Source organism: Pseudoalteromonas sp. SD03 (assembly GCF_040937955.1).
GTDB classification, from domain to species: domain Bacteria; phylum Pseudomonadota; class Gammaproteobacteria; order Enterobacterales; family Alteromonadaceae; genus Pseudoalteromonas; species Pseudoalteromonas tetraodonis.
The window spans coordinates 527486-548034 of the sequence record NZ_CP162515.1 but is presented as its reverse complement, the minus strand read 5'-3'; the positions used below and the strand labels follow the sequence as shown (position 1 = coordinate 548034).

Here is a 20549-nt window from a genome sequence, read left to right as displayed (position 1 = left end):
CTGATTTATTTAAGCCGTTTCCAAGTATAGTATTTGAACAATACGCAAATCATTGTTGTTAGGATTAAATAAGGTAACGCTGTGTTGTAGTTTGTATCTATTTTTACTGTAATTCTCTGTAATTCAACGTGAAGATGAGTACTGATATATAAGCAAAATCGAGAGTGTGACATAGCTTACTCAATTTGTTTGTTGGCATGTAATATGGTCAGTACGTCGTCAGTTAATGTGGGCTTTTTAGGTAACGTAATATAAAAAGCAGTGCCTTGGTTTAACTGGCTTTCAACTCGAATTTGGCCACTATGTTGCTCTATAATTGCTTTACTTATAGCTAGCCCTAACCCTGTGCCTTGGCCTATTGGTTTTGTAGTATAGAAAGGGTCAAAAATTTTATTTAATTTGTCCTCATCAATTCCACTGCCATTATCGGCAATGGTTATATAGGCATTTTTTTTATCGGCTTTAGTGGTAATACTGATGACACCGACTTTGTCGCAAATGGCTTGAGCGGCGTTAAAAAATAAATTTAAAAATACCTGAGAGAGCTGGGTCGAACGTCCTGTGATGATAACGGGTTCTGTGTCGTAGTGTTTTTCAACGTTGGCGTTGTATTTAATTTCGTTCCAGGCAACACGTAATGTGTTATCAATGAGCTCGGTTATATCAATATCGCCAATTTGGGTTTGATCCGGATGAGCAAATTGCCTTAATCCTTGAACAATCTCCTTAACACGATCAGCCCCTTCAGTCATTTCAGCAATGATATCGCTTGAGTCTGTTTCTAATTCATCAAATTGATAATGTTGTAGCGTATCTGCTAATGTTTGCTGCGCTATGGCTTTTTCTGCTTTGAGTGCGTTAATTAAATGACTAAATTGCTCAAGGTTGTAAGCCAAATTTTGGATATTACTGACAATGTAGCTTAAAGGGTTGTTTATTTCGTGTGCAACGCCTGCCGCCATTTGCCCTAACGAAGCCATTTTTTCAGAGTTGATTAACACTTGTTCAATGTTACTTTGTTTTTCTTCCATTTCTTTTTGTTTAACAAGTAAATTTCGTTTTTCAAATTGTGAAATTGTATTCCCTGCAAAGCTGACAAAGCGTTGCATTAAAGTAATATCGTGCTGATTAAATGCGCCAATTGTTTCTGAAAAAATACAGAGCTGGTAGCTTTCTGTACTGGTACTTACTGGGGTGGTGAGCATTGCATGCTGCGAATGCCAAAAAGGATCAGTTACTTGCCAATCAGGAAGTTGGTGTAAGTTAAATACATTTTTAATGTCTCTATTGGGTTTATTTAGTGCTTTGAGTTGGGTAATTATTTCATCACTTTGTGGGTGCGATGCTGTAATTAACGTCGTGGTTTCATTGCTGGGGTTTATTTTAATTAAAATAGCCGCAGAAAAAGCAATGGCTTGCTGCAAAATATCAAAAAACTCAGTGAGTAAGGTTTCAGTTTTGTCGTTCTTTAAAATGGCATCTAAGCCATTTAAGATCAGGCTATTAAAGGCACGGTTTTCTTCAAGTGCTAAATTATGAACTTGTAATAAGTGTAGCTTTTCTAACAGTATTTCATTGCTACTCATTCAGGGCCACCAAAGATTTCGCATGAAATCATTAAATTACCATGTTTACTTGTTGAATCGCTGAATGTGCCGAGCTCCCCAAAAGTAAAGCCCATAATAAATGGGGTGTTGGGTAGTTGTGCTGCAATAGACTCTTTTACTTCTTGCATGGCGTCTTTAATTGACAGCATACAGCCTCCGCAAAAAATAATAATAGCGCCGGTAATATTTTTTATGGCATGGAGTTCTGCCAATTTAGTTAATGAGGTAACAACCATATCGCCTCGTTTTATTAATTGTTCAGGGCTTCCTGAGGCAAGGTAAACCGTATCGCCAACATGTAGGTTCGAAAATAGCTCTAGCGCCCCATTTTTTGCTACAGCTGGATGACTTAACAGTAATCGAGGGATTTCATCATTTAAAGAAAGGGCGCTTGCCAATGGGGTCATTGTTGATTGAGCAAGGATATTTCCTGAAGTTAAGGCGTTTAAACCTATGTTTTTTCGCCACTGATTATATACATCAAACGCGGGCTGGTTATCAATTGTTTTTAATAAACGACCATCCACGTCTGTCACTGTACCTTGCTGGTCAGTTTTATCGTAGCCTGAACTATAAAAGCCGAATGTTTCTACACTGGGGTACAGCACCGCAATAATAAAGCCTTGTTGGTATACATTTTCAGTATCGCTAAAACACCACTTTGCTGAAATATCGTTGTCGGCGCAACTTCCTCCAAAAACAGGTATACGCTGCCCGATAGCATCTTGAATTCCCTGCAAAACCAGCTCCTCATTACCTGGGACTTGAAAGCACCAGACCATTTTTGGGGCGAGGCCTGCTTGGCCTGCATTAGCAATGGCTTTAAGTACAGTTTGAGCGGCATTTTCTCTTAGGTTATCGGTTGCATTACAACTAGCAACACCATAATGCCCATTTGAGTCTTTAATCGAAAATAAACTAATACTTTGCTCATTTAATGATAGGGTTTGGTCGGTTGATGACCCAAGACACGAAGAGATGATTAAACAATTGTGAGTGTTTTTTAAAAAGCCTGGCTGGTTATTAAAAAGGTATTTAATGGTATCGGTTGTAGCAAACCCAAGCAGTAAATCTGGGCTGTTGTTCGTAAACTGACTAACAGGTTGGATAAATTTATCTATATCGCTGCCGTGAGTATGAAAAGTATCAATGGCGAACATAGATGCCCCTTGGTAATAACAATAGCCACAACCGTGGATGTTTTAATTATTAATAATCGCTTAGAATTTATTCTAGACTATATATTAAATAGAATGAATTTAGCTGCTAATTATTAGTCGATATCACCTTTGCCCACGAGTTTTATTTGTCGTGCTGCGTTTAAATTTATGTTAGCGTTGCGTTAAAATCAAGCTAATGATATTGACATTTTCAGCCCCGGTAAAGCTGAATAAGGTTGCTAATTACTTATATCCTCATCAGTGTATAGAAACACTGGATCAATGTAGGAGGCCTAAAAGGGCACTCATTAGCTGAGCGAGGTAATTATAGCTACGAGTAAATAACTTTATTGCTTATGTGTTTAGGCACAACATGCTGATGTGAATTTATTTAAATCATTAAGTAACGATACATGGATGAGCTGTGTGAACAATTTACTAGGCACAAGTAAAACTCATTTGAGGTATAAATAGTGGCTTTGCGAATTTTATTGGTAGACGATGAACTCAATGTATTGAAATCTTTAAAACGAGTACTTGTTCGTTCAGGTTATGATGTAATGACGGCATCCAGTGGTTTTGAGGCACTTGAAATATTAGCGGCTAATCAAGTTGAGATAATCATTACTGACTTTAGAATGCCAGAAATGAACGGCGCTGATTTATTACGCCAAGTTAAAATTAATTGGCCCGATTGCGTAAATTTAGTGCTCAGCGGGTATGCTGATTTTAAGTCTGTGGTTGAGTTATTAAATCAGGGATTGGTATTTCGTTTTTTAGAAAAGCCATGGGTTGATAGTGAGCTACTTGAAAACATTAGCGAGGCGAAAGTAAAATATGAACAGCGCCGAGCTAAAAGAGTAAGAGATCAGTTATTAATGGGCAGTATGTCGGCATTAATAGAAATAGACAATGACGGCATTATTAATCGTTTTAATGCACCTGCCGCTGAAATCATTTCAGATATTCATTTATACGAAAACAAACACCTCGCCAATTTAGATACAGCTCAAAACAAAGCGGTAAGTCAGTCGTTTGTTGATAAGCAAAGCAGTACACTTTTTATTAATTATGCTTGCACTTCTGATCTAGCTAAAAGCGAAGAAGTTATGATTGAGCGTTGTTTACATGACGGTTTTTGCCAGCTTTTAAAGTTATCAATTAACTCAAATAGTATGAGTAATATTTTTCAACTTACCAGAACACCATCAGTGGTGACTAACGAGTCTGATTTTTATCATCATTTAGCCCTGTGTGAAGCGAATAAAGAATGTTATGCCCTCGTTTATATAGGTATTGCGCAGTTTCAATTAATCAATGATCTGTTAGGCGCAGAAGATGGCAGCCACCTTATAAAATTGGTTTTGGAGGTGCTAAAAGGCGTATCAAAGCAACCGGTGAAAGTTCTTCATAAGAGCGCCGATCGGTTTGTATTATTTGTTCCTGAAATTAAATCTGATAGTGAAATTTTAACCGATTTAAATAAGGCGATGAATGATCTGAAAAAACTACTCCCTAGTAAATATAACGATGCCCATGTGCAGCTTTATGGCGTGTATGGGTTGTTTCCTGAGGATAGTTTGGAAGGAAAAGAACTCGTTAATCAAATGCAGTTGACGATGAATTACCAAGTAAGTGAACAACAGCGTATTTGTTCTCGCTTTGACCCTCAGCTGGTAGCCGATTATAAAAAGAACTTTGAGTTAAGCCGTTTATTATTAACAGCGGTAAGTAATGATGAACTATCGTTGCGTTTTCAGCCAAAAGTTGACACTAAAACAGGGCAAATATTGATTGCTGAGACGCTTATTCGCTGGTATGAGCCGAGTAAACATGGCTGGGTACCGCCAGCTCATTTTATCCCGATTGCTGAATGTGATGGCCAAATTATATCAATAGGACGCTGGGTTATTTCTCAAAGTTGTAAAACGCTAAAATATTGGGCAGAGAACAATACAGGCGTGCGTGTATTGGCAATTAACTTATCTGCTAGACAATTAAAAGATGATCCCGATTGGATTGACTTTATGCTCGAGTGTTTAAGTCGCAATGATTTAGAGTCATCACAGTTGGTTTTTGAGTTAACAGAAACCTATTTAATAGAAGATTTTGCTATTTGCGAACAACAGTTAATAAAATTAAGAGCGTTGGGGTTTAAGTTATTGATTGATGACTTTGGTGTAGGTTACTCATCACTTGGCTATCTTTCTAAGCTGCCAGTAGATGGTGTTAAACTAGATAGAGCCCTTATTGCTGATATAGAGTCGTCTTTAGCGATGCAAAGTATGATTCGTAATATTACGCGTATGTCACATGATCTAAATCTTAAAGTTGTTGCTGAGGGAGTAGAAACAGCCTATCAATGTGAATTAATTAAAAAGTTAGGGTGTGACTACATACAAGGCTATTACTATAGTGAGCCTTTAGAACAGGATGATTTTTGTAATTACTTAAGCCATTTCAATTCTCAAGGTGCGCAATGAGTTCAATAGCGGTAGTCATACTAGATGACGATGCTTTTTTATTAAAAGTATTACAAAGAACTATTCATCGAGCCTTTCCAGAGGTTGATATAATGACAACCTCTGATATTGATGAATTTTGGCAACTACTAAACACTAAGCAAGACCTAGATTTAGTATTAAGTGATTATTTAATGCCGCAAATGAATGGTTTGGATGTTTTAGAGCAATGCTCGTCGCAAAACCCTTACCCAGTGAGGGCATTACTTACTGGCGATATGACACTGAGTACCATGATGCGACAGCCTAATGTTGTGCATGCTTATCTTGCTAAACCGTTTAATGAGGCAGACATAACCGCACTTTTTAACAATGTGGCGGCGTTAAAGTCGTTACCCTTTGCTTTTAATGTGCGCAGGCAGTTAGGGGCTATGATCAGCTTTCCTGTTTATCCTCTTATTTTGAAAGAACTCAGGGAGTTAGTACAAAGCGATGAGTTTGATTTACACGACATTGCCCATGTTGTTTCTCAAGAGCCAATAATAACCGCTAAATTGTTGCAACTTGCAAACTCATCTTATCTTGGGTTTGTAAGGCCAACATCGTCAATTGATGAAGCTGTGTCGAGGCTCGGAACAACGATATTAATGGCTATCACCACTTCTTTATTAGTTGCCAAAAATTTTGAATCGTCTATTCCTTCGGCTATCCATGAGAAACAATTGGATATAGCAGCGAATTACGCTAGTTGTGTTAAGCGTTTTGCTAAGCAGGCAGGTTTTAACTTACATGATCAAGAACTATTATTTTCAGTGGCGTTATTGAGTTTTGTTGGCAAAATTATTTTGCTGTCTCAAGGGGAAAGTGAAGCGTCTTTTGAGCATGAAAAAGCCGTGAGTGAAGAAGATGCTAGTTCTAACTTTATTTCGGCCTATGTTTTAAAGTTATGGGGATACGACACGAAAATGTGTAGCTTATTAATGAGTTGCCATGATTTAGCCGCCACTGATGATAATGAGTTAATTCCGCTTAATCATACGTTATTTATTGTTAGGCAAATTCTTTTTGATAAACACTCCCCCATGCAGTTACGCGCATACTGTGACTCAAAAGGTGTAGACCCTATACTTTGCCATCTAATTAGTGAATTTGATTGGCATAGTTATACCTCTTAAATAGGCCTGTATAAAATATTGTTTAAAAATGGACAGTACTACATAACTAGCTATGTATAGTTTTTTCTGAGTACCCTTTCTTACCTTTAGTATCTACTTTAGTCTTATAAAAACCGCATAAAACCTCATTTTGAGTGTGTTTTTTGCTCATTGCAGAGTAAAAAACATACAAAGTCGTTATTTTTACTAATTATGAATAAAACCTCAGCATTAACATTGTATTAACCTTGAGCGATTTGATATTAAATTGCTACTTTGGTTGTATTTTGAGCTTTTATAGGTGTTATTTTCCTGTTTTTAAAGTTATTTGCATTCTTATGCTAATTTTATCAAATTTTTTGTTTCTTTTTGTTTGTGTATGTTGCTAGGATGTTGGCAATGGGGTACAGGAATATACCCCACACACATTATAAGAATACACAAAACAGGGTCATCATTATGTCAACATATCGTTTAAACACCTTGGCTGTAGCGGTTGCTTTTGCTTTCAGTGCACCAAGTATGGTTAATGCACAAGAAGCGCCTGCTAAAGCTGAAAAAAATATCGAACAAATATCTGTGTTAGGGTCGCGAGTTTCTAACCGAACAGCAACAGAGTCGTCATCACCTATTGATTTAATTGACGCGGATGATTTAAACAAAGGCGGCTTTACCGAGCTTGGGCAAAGCTTACAAGCGACAGCGCCATCGTTTAACTTTTCTCGTACACAAGTTTCTGACGGTTCCGATTTATTTCGCCCAGCAACATTACGCGGTTTACAGCCAGATCAAACGCTGGTTTTAGTCAACGGTAAGCGCCGCCATAATCAATCTATTTTTGGTTTAACTAGTACCGTGGGCGGTGGCTCTGCGGGGACTGATATGAATGCGATCCCGCTTATTGCCTTAAAAGGGGTTGAGGTTTTACGTGATGGTGCGGCGGCGCAGTACGGCTCAGATGCGATTGCGGGGGTTATCAATTTATCACTTAATAACTCAACAGATTTAACCACAGGTTATGTGCAATACGGTGAAACGGCAGAAGGCGATGGGGAAACAATTTCTGCAGGTTTAAATCGTGGTTTTGAACTAGGCAACGAAGGTGGATTTATTAATTTATCGCTTGAGTATCGCGATGCAGATAAAACCAATCGTGCCGAGCGAGATACTGGAGGTTCACTTAATGTCGCACCAGGTACTTTATCGGACGAAGTTCGTTGGGGACAAGGTAATGCAGAGAGTGAATTTACTTCGGTATTTTACAATATGGCATTGCCAATGAGTGAGGGCGAGCTTTACTCATTTGGTGGCTATTCTGAGCGTACTGCACTAGGTAACGGCTTTTATCGTAACTTTAACGAAGCATCTAAAAACGTGATTCAAGTCTATAGCGATGGATTTTTACCGCAAATAGACAATGAAGCACAGGATATCTCTGTTTCAATCGGTTTTAGAGGTGATATTAACCCTGATTGGAATTACGATGTATCGGCGGTATATGGTGAAAACCAATACGACTTTACCTCACGCAATACATTAAATGCCTCTTATGCTGCTGAGTATTTATTTAATAACCCAGGTGCAAGTGATGCCGATATTGCTGCAAATGCAGGACCAACTGAGGGGTATTCGGGTGGCTTTAGGTTTGACCAAACAACATTCAACGCGGATGTGAACGGGATTGTTGATATTGGCCGCAGTGAGCCTGTGTACGTGTCAATTGGTGCTGAATACCGTAAAGAAAACTATGAAATTGTACCCGGTGAAGAAGCCTCATACGCGTGTGGCACTGCTAACACAGATACTTCATACCCATCAGTGAACGATCCGAATCAATTTGCACAATGTGGTTTTCAAGCTTACAACGGCCTTCGCCCTGAAGCATCAAATAAAAGTGATCGCGATAGCTACGCCGTTTATATTGACGCAGAAACCATGGTTACCGATGCGTGGAATGTTAGCGGTGCACTTCGTTACGAAGATTTCTCTAATGCGGGTGACGACATAATTGGTAAAGTAGCCACGCGTTATGAATTTAACGATGATTTTGCGATACGTGGTGCGTTATCAACGGGTTTTAGAGCGCCATCATTACAGCAAAGCGGTTACACTGCGTTTACCACTAACTTAGGTTCTGACGGCACGTTAAGCCAGTCGTTTACAGCAACAACGGGCTCAGCATTTCCAGCTGCATTAGGCGTTGATAACTTAAAGCTTGAAACATCAACTAACTACAGTGCAGGCTTTGTTTATGATGTGACCAGTGATTTATCGTTAACGGTGGATTTTTACCGTGTAGAAATTGAAGACCGTATTACACTGGGCAGCTTGTTATCGGCTGATGATGTGGCATTTAGTCCTGATGCAGTTGCCGCGCTACAGGCAACGGGTGCAGTACAAGCGAATTACTTTTCAAACTCAGTGAATTCGACAACGCAGGGTGTTGACATTATTGCGTCCTATCGCACCGATTTATATGACGGTAATTTCTCTGCTACGTTTGCCGGTAATTTAAATGAAACTAAAATTGACAGTGTTAATGCAGCACCGGGTATTCCTGAAAATGTAGCACTTGATGATATTCAAAGTAGTTTTTTAACTGATGGGCAGCCGGGCGAACGTGCAACGTTAACGTTTGATTATGAGCGTGACGCGTATAGCTCAATGATCCGCTTTAATTACTTTGGCGAAACCGATGTGAAGTACTTTGGTAATGACCATATTGAACTTGCAACAGATGGCTCATTTAAAGCAACCAGTACGGTAGAATCAGCCGTATTAGTGGATTTAAATGTAAGTTATCAAATTAACGATATGTTTGCTCTATCGGTAGGTGCAGACAATGTATTTGATGAAACACCGGATGAATTAGGCGATGATGAAGTATTAAACGCTATTTCAAATGGGGCATTTAAATACCCGTTACGTGCCGTACCCTATGGCTTTGATGGTCGTACTTACTACGCAAAAGTAAGCTTTAGTTTTTAATTTTATAAGCTAAATAGGCGCCGTTATAAACGGCGCTTTTTTTATGGCTAAAATATATTTAAAACAGCATTAAAAATGATTGCATGCTTGAAAATTAAGCATACAATCGCCATCAATAACACAGTGGGATATATATCCCTCGTTATACTCATTTTATTAATAGGAAAAAATAAATGGCGAAAAAAAGCAAAGCAAAAGCGGTTAACAAATCCGCAGTAGACACTGGGCGCGGTGTGATAAAACACAACGCATTGGCAGCACTGGTAACCTCTAAAGTATTTAAACCGCAAGTGGTTAAAGCCAAAAAAGGCAAAGGCTCGTTTAAACGCAGCAACAAACACGCAGGACAAGAGTCCTATTTAATCGCGGCTTAAATAGCACCGATCAAATAGGGCTTTTATTGCGAGTTGGCTAAGTGTTTGCTGAAATAAGGCGGGCTTCGGGCTTCGAGTCACGAGCAGCGAACACAACCTAGCGCCAAGTTACTTCCCTAGAACCTAGCGCCTTTAGCCTTCTCTTTCAGCGCAGCGTCTCATAACCTCTTTGTGAATAAATCACTTAAAACATGTTTGCACAATGAGAAGACAACGGGCTTCGAGTGACGAGGAGCGAGCTTGTGAAAACAGCCTACTACCTAGTCATACTATTCTTGAAAGCAGCGCCTTTAGCCTTCTCTTTCAGCGCAGCGTCTCATAACCTCTTTGTAAATAAATCACTTAAAACATGTTTGCACAAAGAAAAGTGAGTGAGGGTTAATGAGAAAATATAAAAACAGGAATGCTCTTCCCGTAGCTCTTAGCCCGACACCCGAACCACGACACCCATCTCTTGTTTACCCGTGTATTATCGATTTAGAATTCGCCAAATAAGAAGCATGGTTGCTTAGTGTTTGCGAAGGGTTTTCACCAAATAATTGGGTGTAATCTTTAGTAAATTGCCCTGCATGCCAAAATCCCCAATTGGCTGCGATGACAGAGATTGGCTTATCTTGTTTTGCTAATTTTAGTTCTCTTCTGACATTATTTAATCGGGTTAAACGTAAAAATCGCAGCGGATTAATCCCTAAAATACTTTCAAAACAGTATTGTAGCGTGCGCCTGCTAACAAAAGTGAGCTCACATAGCTGAGTAATGGTCACGCTACTTTGTGGGTTTGCATTTACATACTCTTTAACTTTATCAACCACCGCTTTTCGGTGTTTATAACTGGGAGCGATACGTTGACACGGAGTTTGTTCGTTTAGTAAATGTAATGCCAACATATTAAGCATGTCTTGCTGTAAATCGGCATTTAGGCTAAAAGCGTTACTGCTAACCATACTGTTTATTATACCCCGGGCACTTTTTAACATGGCGTTGCTTGTTGTATGTCGCTCAGTACCTGAAGAGGTTATATTTTTTAAGTATATCCCTTGTATCTGAGCCATATGTTCTAACGATTGCGTGTCTATTACTAAACCATAAATATTAAACTGCTCAGGTGTAATAAGCTCAAAGTTACTCTCACTGGTTCGACACATAAATTGATTACTTGCCACATTTAAGCCATTAATTTTGCTCTGCTGAGACTGCTTTGGGATCCCAAGCCAAATAGATTGCGGCGCTATTGCACATTGTTGGTGAAGAGCACGCTCTGTGTATTCTTCAAATGCATGAATATTAGAATAATCCACGCTCTCTATACGCCCAAAAAATCGCCCTTCACTGAGCTGATCATATTTTTGCTGCCACTGCGTTAGGTTATTCGCTTGCTCATCTATATCTTGGGTATGCACCATGCTCTTTTGTGGTGCGCTAGCTAAATCTTGCTGCGTCATAATGGAGTTACTCTTTGCTTTTTTTATTTTTATTAAGATTAAGTTACCACCAGTAACTATAGTTAACTATATGAAATAAAGCTAAAAATGATGATTTGCCAAAATTCGATAGTGTCTTGGTACGAATTAAGCTCTCTTGAAACTAAACAAAATTGATTTATAGCTTATAGGTCAGCAAAACCTGTACCAAGGTTTGAACTAGTTGTTATGTGGAGTAGATCATGGGGCAAAGGTACCGATATACGTTAGGCACGCAGGTGTACAATTTTAAAAACTTGGCTGAAGTAATGGCAAAGGCTACCCCTGAGCGATCGGGCGATCGTCTTGCAGGAGTGATAGCAGGCTCAGCACAAGAGCGAGCGGTGGCGCAAATGACACTGGCAGATATTCCGCTTAAAACGTTTTTAAATGAAGCGCTGATTGCCTATGAAGACGATGAAATAACCCGTTTAATTATGGACGATCATGACACCAATGCATTTATGGCGATTGCTCATTTAACCGTAGGCGATTTTCGTAACTGGTTATTAAGTGACTTTGCAACTCCCGCTGTGTTGGCAAGTGTTAGGCAAGGGATCACCCCTGAAATGGCTGCGGCTGTAAGCAAAATAATGCGAAATCAGGATCTTATTTTAATTGCTAAAAAATGCCATGTAACCAGTGCGTTTAGAAACACCATAGGCTTGCCAGGGCACTTATCCACCCGTTTGCAACCTAACCACCCTACGGATGATATTAACGGCATTGCCGCCTGTATTTTAGATGGGCTTTTGTACGGTAATGGTGATGCGGTAATAGGCATAAACCCTGCAACCGATAACGTAGCACAGGCTATTAAGTTGATGACATTGATGGATGAGGTGATTCAAAAATATCAAATTCCTACCCAAAGCTGCGTCCTTACCCATGTTACTAACACGATTGAATGCATAGAAGCGGGAGCGCCTGTTGATTTAGTGTTTCAGTCTATTGGTGGAACAGAAGCAACCAACTCGAGCTTTGGTTTTAATTTAAATACCTTAGCTGAGGCACAAGATGCCGCACTGAGTTTAAAGCGCGGAACTGTAGGCGATAATGTGATGTATTTTGAAACGGGGCAGGGCAGTTCGCTTTCGGCTAACGCGCATCATGGGCTTGATCAACAAACCTGCGAAACCCGTGCTTATGCGGTTGCACGAAAATTTAATCCGCTACTAGTTAATACCGTGGTGGGCTTTATTGGTCCTGAATATTTGTTTGATGGTAAAGAAATTACTCGCGCAGGGCTTGAAGATCATTTTTGTGCCAAGTTATTGGGTATTCCGATGGGCTGCGACGTGTGTTACACCAATCATGCCGAGGCCGACCAAAACGATATGGATAACTTACTTACGCTACTTGGGGTAGCAGGGTGCTCGTTTGTGATGGGCATTCCGGGCTCTGATGACATTATGCTTAATTACCAAACCACCTCATTTCATGATGCATTATATGTGCGCCGAGTACTGGGCGCGCGGCCCGCGCCAGAGTTTGAAAAGTGGCTTACTGATATGAATATTATGCGCAACAGTCACGATATTATTTTATCTGATACGTTACCTGCCGCTTTTGCTAAACCACTGAATGCGATTAAAGGGGGCTGAGTATGAAATCAAATTCTAACGCAACGTCTGTTACAAACAACAGCGATAATACACATAAAAATAATGGCAACGTGGTGCATAACCCATGGCGCGATTTACGCCGTTTTACCGATGCACGGATTGGCCTTGGCCGCGCAGGAATAAGCTTACCGACCAGTGAAATGCTGGCGTTTCAATTATCCCATGCACAAGCGCGTGATGCGGTGAACTTTCCGCTCGATATTAATGCAATAACCAAACAGCTTAGCAAACTCAGTGCTGAGAAACAGCTGGCTGCTCCTTTGCGCTTACATAGCCAGGCTGTTGACCGAATGACGTATTTACAACGCCCCGATTTAGGACGCAGGTTAGATGAAAACGGCCGACAAACCCTACTTAATTTCACCGCTGGGCAGCAAAACACGGCTGCAAAATATGATTTAGCCATCGTTGTGGTTGATGGCTTATCGTCGCTAGCGGTGCAAAAAAATGCTTATCCTTTTATTAATGAATTATTAGCGCAGCTAGGTGATAACAGTGAGTTAAACATTGCGCCTTTTAGTGTGGTTGAGCAAGGTCGGGTGGCGATTGGTGACGACATTGGAGAGCTTTTAAATGCACAAGTAGTCATGGTGTTAATTGGTGAGCGACCAGGGCTTAGCTCGCCCGATAGCCTTGGTTTATATCTAACTTGGGCACCTAAAACAGGTCTTAACGATGCCTGTCGCAATTGTATTTCAAATATTCGCCCTGCGGGCTTGCCTTACTGTGAGGCTGCAAGGCGTGCAGTTTATTTATTACGTGAGGCAAAAAAATTAAAACTAACAGGAGTGAACTTAAAAGATCGTACACAGGATGATGTGATTGAGCATCAACAATCGAGCCGTCATTTTTTAAATGCGGAATAACGGTAACTAAAAATAAAAAATCGATAAAGAGGATGTTATGTCTACTAATAATTCAGAGTACTTAGCAAAAAGGCAACTTAAAAGTGGCACTGCAGGTTGGTTATTGCTGGCAGGGTTAGGGGTATCGTATGTGATTTCAGGAGACTTTGCTGGATGGAACTTTGGTATTGCAGAAGCAGGCTGGGGCGGCTTTGCCATAGCGGCAGTATTAATGGCTATTATGTATCTCACTTTAGTGTTATCGCTGGCTGAAATGTCGGCTGCTATTCCCGCTGCGGGAGGAGGGTATAGCTTTGCTCGCCAAGCAATGGGGCCAACGGGGGGTTATTTAACCGGCCTTGCGGTATTAATTGAATATGCGTTAGCACCGGCTGCTATTGTTATTTTTATTGGCTCTGCGGTGGAGGCGTTAACGGGGTTTAATGGCCCTTGGGTTTATGCGCTCTTTTACTTGGTGTTTGTGGGTATTCACTTAGCTGGGGTTGGTGAAGCGCTAAAAGTAATGATGGTAATAAGCGGTTTGGCGGTACTTGCCATTGTTGCCACCGCTGTGGTGTTAATCACCAATTTTGATGCGACAAATTTATTTGATATTGCCGTAACCGATGCTGCTGGCGCGAGTGAATTTTTACCTCTGGGTTGGTATGGTGTATGGGCAGCATTACCTTTTGCTATGTGGTTATTTTTAGCGGTTGAAGGGGTACCATTGGCGGCAGAAGAGGCAAAAGATCCGGCGAAAGATGTGCCTAAAGGCATTATTGGCGCTATGGTGTTTTTATTGTTTACCGCGTTATTAGTGGTTGTATTAGTACCCGGGGCAGCAGGTGCAACAGCAATGGGCGCAAGTGCAGTTCCGCTGGTGGATGCGTTAAATGCGACGGGCAATAACGATTTAGCAACCGTGGTTAATATATTAGGGCTAGCAGGGCTGGTGGCTTCATTTTTCTCTATTATTTATGGTTATAGTCGATTGGTGTTTGCGTTGTCGCGTGCGGGATATTTACCCCGTTCGTTATCAATTACTACCGCGCGTAAAGTGCCCGCACGAGCGCTTATTGTACCTGCTGTATTTGGTTTTTTAGCTTCACTAAGTGGTGAGGGCGATTTAATGTTAGCTATGGCGGTGGTTGGTGCAACCGTATCGTATGCGTTAATGGCGCTAAGTCACATTTTACTGCGCTATAAGCAGCCAGATTTACCTCGTCCTTATAAAACGCCTGGCGGGACTGTGACTTCAGGTATTGCATTGTGCTTATCGTTGATTGCACTGACCGGTGTGTACGCCTTTGATCCCCGCGCTTTTTTATACACTATGGTGTTATTTATAGTGGGGGCTGCGTATTACTTTGGCTTTAGTTCTAAACATTTAGTGGCCAAAAGTGCAGATGAAGAGTTTGCTATGCTAGCCGATGCAGAGGCCGGTTTAAACATCCCCATAAGTGAGAGTTAATTTTTGTTTATAAAGTGAGTTAATTTTACTTTATAAATACAGACTTAATAGTGGCGCGGTAGGTTTTAAACCTATCGCGCCTTTTTATTATTTAACTAGCATCCAGATACCGGCTGCTATCATAAATAGGTTTTCGGTTAGTGAAATAAAGCCAAGTGGTACATTGCTATCGCCGCCAACACAGGCACATTTAAGTTCGCGTTTGTCTATATACACGGCTTTAATCACGGATATTGCGCCGACACTACCAATAAACAACGAGATAGGTGCAACCAAGTAAACCGGAAGTGCTGCAATCATGGCCACGCCAACAAAGGCTTCTAAAAATGGATATACATAAGCGTAAGGAATCACTTTCATGGCAAGTAAGTCGTAAGTGATAAAGGAATTTGAAAAACTGTTTAAATCTTGCAGCTTTTGAATGGCCAGTACCGCCATGGTTAATGCCACGAAAAGCTCAAGTGTATACATGCTTAGCCCTGCACCACTTAACGAAAAAGCTAAACTGAGCAACAAGGTAACCGCAAAAATCGCTATCACAGGGGTATAGGTTGTACCTTGCTGACCGGCAGGGGATTTATTAAAGTACTCTCTGAGTTCATCATAACCACCGATACGCTCATCATCTATAAATGTTTGTGGTGTTGTTTTTACATCGTATTTTTGTTTGAAGGTATCGGTATCGGCTCTTGAGGTGAGTAAGTGATCGTCTACTTCAAAGCCTTGACGTTCAAGTAAATCTTTAGATTTTAAACCAAATGGGCAAATATGTTCATCGGTTGCCATTCTATACAATTGGGCTGACTTGGCCATATTTTACTCCTGTATATTTATACCAATTTGCAATAATACTTAATCATTTTGAGGGGGCAGATTAGACGCTAACAGCGTTAAAAACGTCTCATTTAGAACAACTCAATAACGAAATTTTTTGCCTTGCTATCGACACGATTTTCCTCCCTCAAAATAGCTCAGTTAATTAAGCGAATTGGTATTAGAGGGGTTAACTGAGTTATATAACCTTGAAAGATCAACAGACCCTAAGTGTAAAATTTACAACATGTGCCGTTTTATTGTTAATAAACTCAGTGGTACAGGCTATGCGTTCAAAAATCAGGCCGCTTTTAATGCTTTAAGCGCTGAAGGGGGACTTGCAGCGCGTGCCAGCTAATTAATTATAAAGCTATAGGAGGGGCTGTTGAATCTCTGACAACCAGTTCTGGTGTGTATAGTTTAATAATATCGCGGTCATTGCCATTACGAATTTGCGCTATCAGTAAGCTGGCTGCATCTTCAGCAATTTTATTATTTGGCTGATGCGCTGTAGTGAGCTTTGGCCATGTTTGGCGTGAGAATGGGCTATCCTCAAACCCTGTAATAGAAAGCTCGCTGGGTATATCAATGTTCATTAATCTGGCTGCAAATAACGCACCGGCGGCGATTTCATCGTTACATGAGACGATAGCGGTTGGCCTGTTTTGTTGAGTAATGAGTGTTTTAGCACCCTCAACCCCGGATTCAAATGAGTATTCGCCATCAATAATTAAGCTAGGGTCTATAGTAATGTCGTATTGTTTTAAAGCCGCTTTGTAGCCCTCTAAGCGCTCTTTGGTGGAGTTATGTTCGCTGCCCCCAGCTAAAAAGCCAATGCGTGTGTGGCCATTATTTATAAGGTGTTCGGTAATTGATTTAGAGGCGAGGTTATCGTCAATCATAATACAGGGCGTTAATGTATCGGGCGCGTCGTGTCCTGATAAAATACGCACAACTTTTAGGTCAAGCTGTGTCAGCTTTTCAACAAAATGTGGCATCTCTGAAAATGGCGGCGTGAGTAAAATACCGGCAATTCGGGTGCGTTTTATCATGCTGGTTATTTCGTCAATAATATGTGCTTCTTTGGCATCGCATGGGTGGATAAGTAGTTCAAATCCTTGCTTTTTACACGCATCTAAAATGCCGTTTTGCATATCTATAATATAGTAGGCATTTGGATTGTCGTAAATGTAAGCAATGCTGTAAGCTTTTGTTCCTGCGAGACTTCTTGCAGCAAGGTTAGGCTGAAAGTTCAACTTTTTAACCGACGCCATGACTTTCTCACGGGTGTTGTCACGCACCGAGGTTTCGTTATTTATTACTCGTGATACCGTTTTTATTGATACCCCGGCATCTTTTGCCACGTCGTTTATTGTTGTTCTCATAGGCTTAATAGACCTTTACATATCATTTTGGGTACTAATTTATCTTTATCGGTTAACAACTACAGCAAAAGCAGTTAACAGTGCTCGGTTTTTATTATTTGACGGCTAAATTATAAAGACATCATTGAATATTAACAGTTAATTTATACGCCTTTCTTGTGAGAATGGTAGATAAAGTTTTAGGTAATAATTTAGTAATATTTAAATTTAATTTAAATACAATAGTTTAAAAGAATATTAAGCACATACATGTAAATTTTTTGTATCTTTTTTGCCCTTCTGTGTAGCTATAAAAGAAAAAAAAGGATACATTAACAACTTTATGACAGCGTTGTCATAAGTTGGTGCGCGCTGTTAATTATTATTTAAACCCTAAGGTAGCGGATTGTGTGCGCTAAGGTAGCAATTGCTAGATGTGAATAGTGATTGATTTAAAAGCGGGATTAATTTAAGTATCTGAAAGAGATACTTGAGTGACTAATTAATAACAATAGAGGGAAAGTAGCGAATGAAGATTAAATCATTACTGACAGCATGCTGCTTAGCACTGGGTTTGAGTGCGTGTCAGGGCAATGTTGATGAACAAAATACTGTATCGGTTCAGCTAAGCCCCGCAAACGATAGCGCCGTAGAGTTACTTGCTAAAACGTTACAAATAAAATATCAGCAGGTTGATAACCGTCCATCAGCACAGTGCGATCCAGATATAGAAAACGGTCACTGTTTTAAAGCGTATTTACATTTAACCGCCAACTCGGCGATTAACGTTGACCAATGGAAAATTTACTTTAGTCAAATTACACCTATTCAAACGGCGGTTAGCGATGAATTTACTATTAAACGCGTTAATGGCGATATTCATGTCATTGAGCTTAAAGACGGGTTTACTGGCTTTAAAGCGGGTGAGACTAAAACGATTACTTTTTATGCGCACTTTTGGTCATTATCGCAAAGCGACGCAATTCCTAATTATATAGTTGTTAATAATAATGACACCGCTAAAGTGATTGAAAGCACAAAACCTAAAATTGACCCAGAGACAGGGTTAGAGGTGTTGCCACATGTTATGCCTTACACCGATTATGAACGTCAGTTTAAACGTACCGCGAATGATAAAACGCAGTGGCTTAGCGCTGAACGCTTGTTTGAGCGCAATGAAAAATATGACTTTTCTGCTTATTTAACGTCGCAAAATCAAGTGAGCAATGTGATTGCTCAACAAATTATACCCACTCCACGTTTTAGCGAATTTAGCCAAACTCAAACGCTAGATATAAGCCAAGGGCTTAATATTAACTACTCAGGAATAGATAAAACACATTTATCTGCCGCAACACAAAGGTTAGCACTACTAGGTATTAATATAAGCGATGATGCAGCGGCCATTAAGGTCACACTTAATACAGTAACTAAAAATGATGAATTTGAAGGCAGCTATAAGTTAGCGATTAAAGCTGATGAAATTGTGATTAATGCCGCTGATGAAACGGGCATTTTTTATGCTTTGCAAAGCTTAGCGAGTTTGTATCAGGTTAACAGTAATATGTTACCTGTGGGAGAAGTAATTGATGCACCGCATTATCAGTTTAGAGGTGTGTTGGTGGATGTTGCGCGTAACTTTCGCGACAAAGGCTTTATTTTAAAGCTGCTTGATCAAATGGCGGCTTATAAACTTAACAAGCTGCATTTACATTTAGGTGATGATGAAGGTTGGCGTATAGAAATCCCATCACTTCCTGAACTTACAGATATAGGGGCGAAGCGTTGTTTTGATCAAAGCGAGCAACAATGTTTAATGCCACAGTTGGGCGCAGGGCTTGATACTTCAAGTGCAGCAAACGGCTATTATTCGGTGGCTGATTATCAAGAAATACTTAAAGCGGCGAGTGCGCGTCATATTCAAGTGATCCCATCACTTGATATGCCAGGGCATTCTCGCGCTGCAATTAAAGCCATGCAAGCGCGTTATAATAAATACATAAAACAAGGCGATAAACAAAAAGCCGAGCAGTTTTTACTTTATGATCCGCTTGATACAACCGTGTATTCGTCGGTACAGCACTATAACGACAATACGATTAATGTGTGTTTAGACTCATCGTATGCGTTTATTCGTGAAGTAATGGAACAGGTAAAAGGCATACACAGTGATGCACAGCATCCGTTAACCCGTTATCACATAGGCGCCGATGAAACCGCCGGAGCGTGGGTTGACTCACCAGCTTGTGCTGATTTTATTAAACAAAATAAGTTAGAAATTACTGAAGCGAGTCAGCTGGGCAGCTATTTTATTGAACGTATTGCGAATATGTTGGCTGATATGAATATTGAAACTGCTGCATGGAGCGATGGTTTATCGCATACTAACCCAGAGAATATGCCAGAGGTTGTACAAGGTAATAGCTGGGATTTATTAATGTGGAACGGCCATCAACGTGCCCATGAATTTGCTAATAGAAATTGGCAAGTGGTGCTCTCGTCGCCAGATGTGCTGTATTTTGACTTTCCGTATGAAGCAGACCCACAAGAACACGGTTATTACTGGGCTTCAAGGCATATAAATACCGAAAAAATATTTCAGTTTATGCCAGATAATTTACCTATTCATGCTGAATTTTGGCTCGATAGAGAAGATAACCCCTATGTCGCTGATGACACGTTACAGCGTGATGAGCAAGGCAAGGTAGTATCAGCGCCTTTGGCAAAAGATAAACGCTTTATTGGTATTCAAGGGCAGTTATGGAGTGAAAATACGCGCACCAATAATATGGCCGAATATAAGCTCTTCCCACGGTTATTATCGTTGGCACAAAGAGCATGGCATAAGGCAGATTGGGCGGTACCGTATGATCACAATGGCTTTGTTTATAGCCAACAAACAAATCGCTTTAGCTCAGCATTAAAACAGCAGCGCGATCAGCAATGGCAGACTTTTGCAGCCACAATGGGACTAAAAGAATTTCCTAAGCTAGAAATGGCTGATGTGCATTATCGTCTTGCAAATGCGGGCGCAAAAATTGAGAACGGCATGTTGTACGCCAATATTGCCTACCCTGGTTTGGTAATTGAATACAAACAAGGAAGCGGCCAATGGCAAACCTATAAACAACCCGTCAAAGTAACACAAGATGTATGGATTCGCTCTAAGACTCCATCAGCAAGTCGTGTAAGCAGAAAGCTCAAAGTAACGCACCGATAAGGTGCG

Annotated in this window: 13 protein-coding genes; 8 read left to right on the top strand and 5 right to left on the bottom strand. The window is 40.3% G+C overall.

Features of this window, described 5'->3' with window-relative positions:
* Positions 1–176: 176 nt before the first annotated feature.
* Both ABZP26_RS18815 and ABZP26_RS18810 read right to left on the bottom strand, forming a co-directional pair.
* Positions 177–1586, bottom strand: coding sequence for a sensor histidine kinase (locus ABZP26_RS18815; RefSeq protein WP_368485667.1), 1410 nt, complete (start codon positions 1584–1586; stop codon positions 177–179).
* Entirely contained in the window at positions 1583–2767 is a 1185-nt protein-coding gene (locus ABZP26_RS18810; RefSeq protein ID WP_368485666.1) for an FIST signal transduction protein, read from the bottom strand. Before ABZP26_RS18810 ends, ABZP26_RS18815 begins: the two co-directional genes overlap by 4 nt.
* Before the next feature lie 473 nt (positions 2768–3240).
* Between ABZP26_RS18810 and ABZP26_RS18805 the strand changes: the two genes are divergently transcribed.
* The 4 genes from ABZP26_RS18805 (at position 3241) to arfA (ending at position 9745) form a co-directional block, all read left to right on the top strand.
* Positions 3241–5250: an EAL domain-containing protein gene (locus ABZP26_RS18805; protein WP_368485665.1), complete on the top strand. Its 2010-nt coding sequence runs from the start codon at positions 3241–3243 to the stop codon at positions 5248–5250.
* The gene (locus ABZP26_RS18800) at positions 5247–6404 is read left to right on the top strand and encodes an HDOD domain-containing protein (protein WP_368485664.1); all 1158 of its coding nucleotides are present in this window, start codon (positions 5247–5249) and stop codon (positions 6402–6404) included. Before ABZP26_RS18805 ends, ABZP26_RS18800 begins: the two co-directional genes overlap by 4 nt.
* Positions 6405–6842: 438 nt before the next feature.
* Positions 6843–9371 (top strand): TonB-dependent receptor plug domain-containing protein, encoded by a 2529-nt coding sequence (locus ABZP26_RS18795; RefSeq protein WP_368485663.1) that lies wholly within the window; start codon positions 6843–6845, stop codon positions 9369–9371.
* Positions 9372–9544: 173 nt separating this feature from the next.
* Positions 9545–9745: an alternative ribosome rescue factor ArfA gene (gene arfA / locus ABZP26_RS18790; protein WP_013462885.1), complete on the top strand. Its 201-nt coding sequence runs from the start codon at positions 9545–9547 to the stop codon at positions 9743–9745.
* A gap of 458 nt (positions 9746–10203) precedes the next feature.
* On the opposite strand, the gene ABZP26_RS18785 is transcribed toward arfA, so the two are convergent.
* Positions 10204–11187: a helix-turn-helix domain-containing protein gene (locus ABZP26_RS18785; protein ID WP_368485662.1), complete on the bottom strand. Its 984-nt coding sequence runs from the start codon at positions 11185–11187 to the stop codon at positions 10204–10206.
* Positions 11188–11408: 221 nt separating this feature from the next.
* Here ABZP26_RS18785 and ABZP26_RS18780 point away from each other — a divergent pair, with 221 nt between their 5' ends.
* Genes ABZP26_RS18780 through eat form a run of 3 tightly spaced genes read left to right on the top strand, consistent with a single transcriptional unit; the run spans position 11409 to position 15146 of the window.
* The gene (locus ABZP26_RS18780; protein ID WP_368485661.1) at positions 11409–12809 is read left to right on the top strand and encodes an ethanolamine ammonia-lyase subunit EutB; all 1401 of its coding nucleotides are present in this window, start codon (positions 11409–11411) and stop codon (positions 12807–12809) included.
* A gap of 2 nt (positions 12810–12811) precedes the next feature.
* Positions 12812–13696 carry an ethanolamine ammonia-lyase subunit EutC gene (gene eutC / locus ABZP26_RS18775; protein WP_290208135.1) on the top strand — a complete coding sequence of 295 codons (885 nt, stop codon included), beginning with the start codon at positions 12812–12814 and terminating at the stop codon, positions 13694–13696.
* Positions 13697–13733: 37 nt separating this feature from the next.
* Positions 13734–15146 carry an ethanolamine permease gene (eat, locus tag ABZP26_RS18770; RefSeq protein WP_368485660.1) on the top strand — a complete coding sequence of 471 codons (1413 nt, stop codon included), beginning with the start codon at positions 13734–13736 and terminating at the stop codon, positions 15144–15146.
* Positions 15147–15233: 87 nt separating this feature from the next.
* On the opposite strand, the gene ABZP26_RS18765 is transcribed toward eat, so the two are convergent.
* The gene (locus ABZP26_RS18765; RefSeq protein ID WP_058155701.1) at positions 15234–15959 is read right to left on the bottom strand and encodes a MauE/DoxX family redox-associated membrane protein; all 726 of its coding nucleotides are present in this window, start codon (positions 15957–15959) and stop codon (positions 15234–15236) included.
* 362 nt (positions 15960–16321) lie between these two features.
* On the bottom strand, positions 16322–17344 hold the full coding sequence (locus ABZP26_RS18760; RefSeq protein ID WP_036955347.1) for a LacI family DNA-binding transcriptional regulator: 1023 nt from the start codon (positions 17342–17344) through the stop codon (positions 16322–16324).
* 508 nt (positions 17345–17852) lie between these two features.
* Here ABZP26_RS18760 and ABZP26_RS18755 point away from each other — a divergent pair.
* On the top strand, positions 17853–20543 hold the full coding sequence (locus ABZP26_RS18755; RefSeq protein WP_036955345.1) for a family 20 glycosylhydrolase: 2691 nt from the start codon (positions 17853–17855) through the stop codon (positions 20541–20543).
* Positions 20544–20549: the final 6 nt, after the last annotated feature.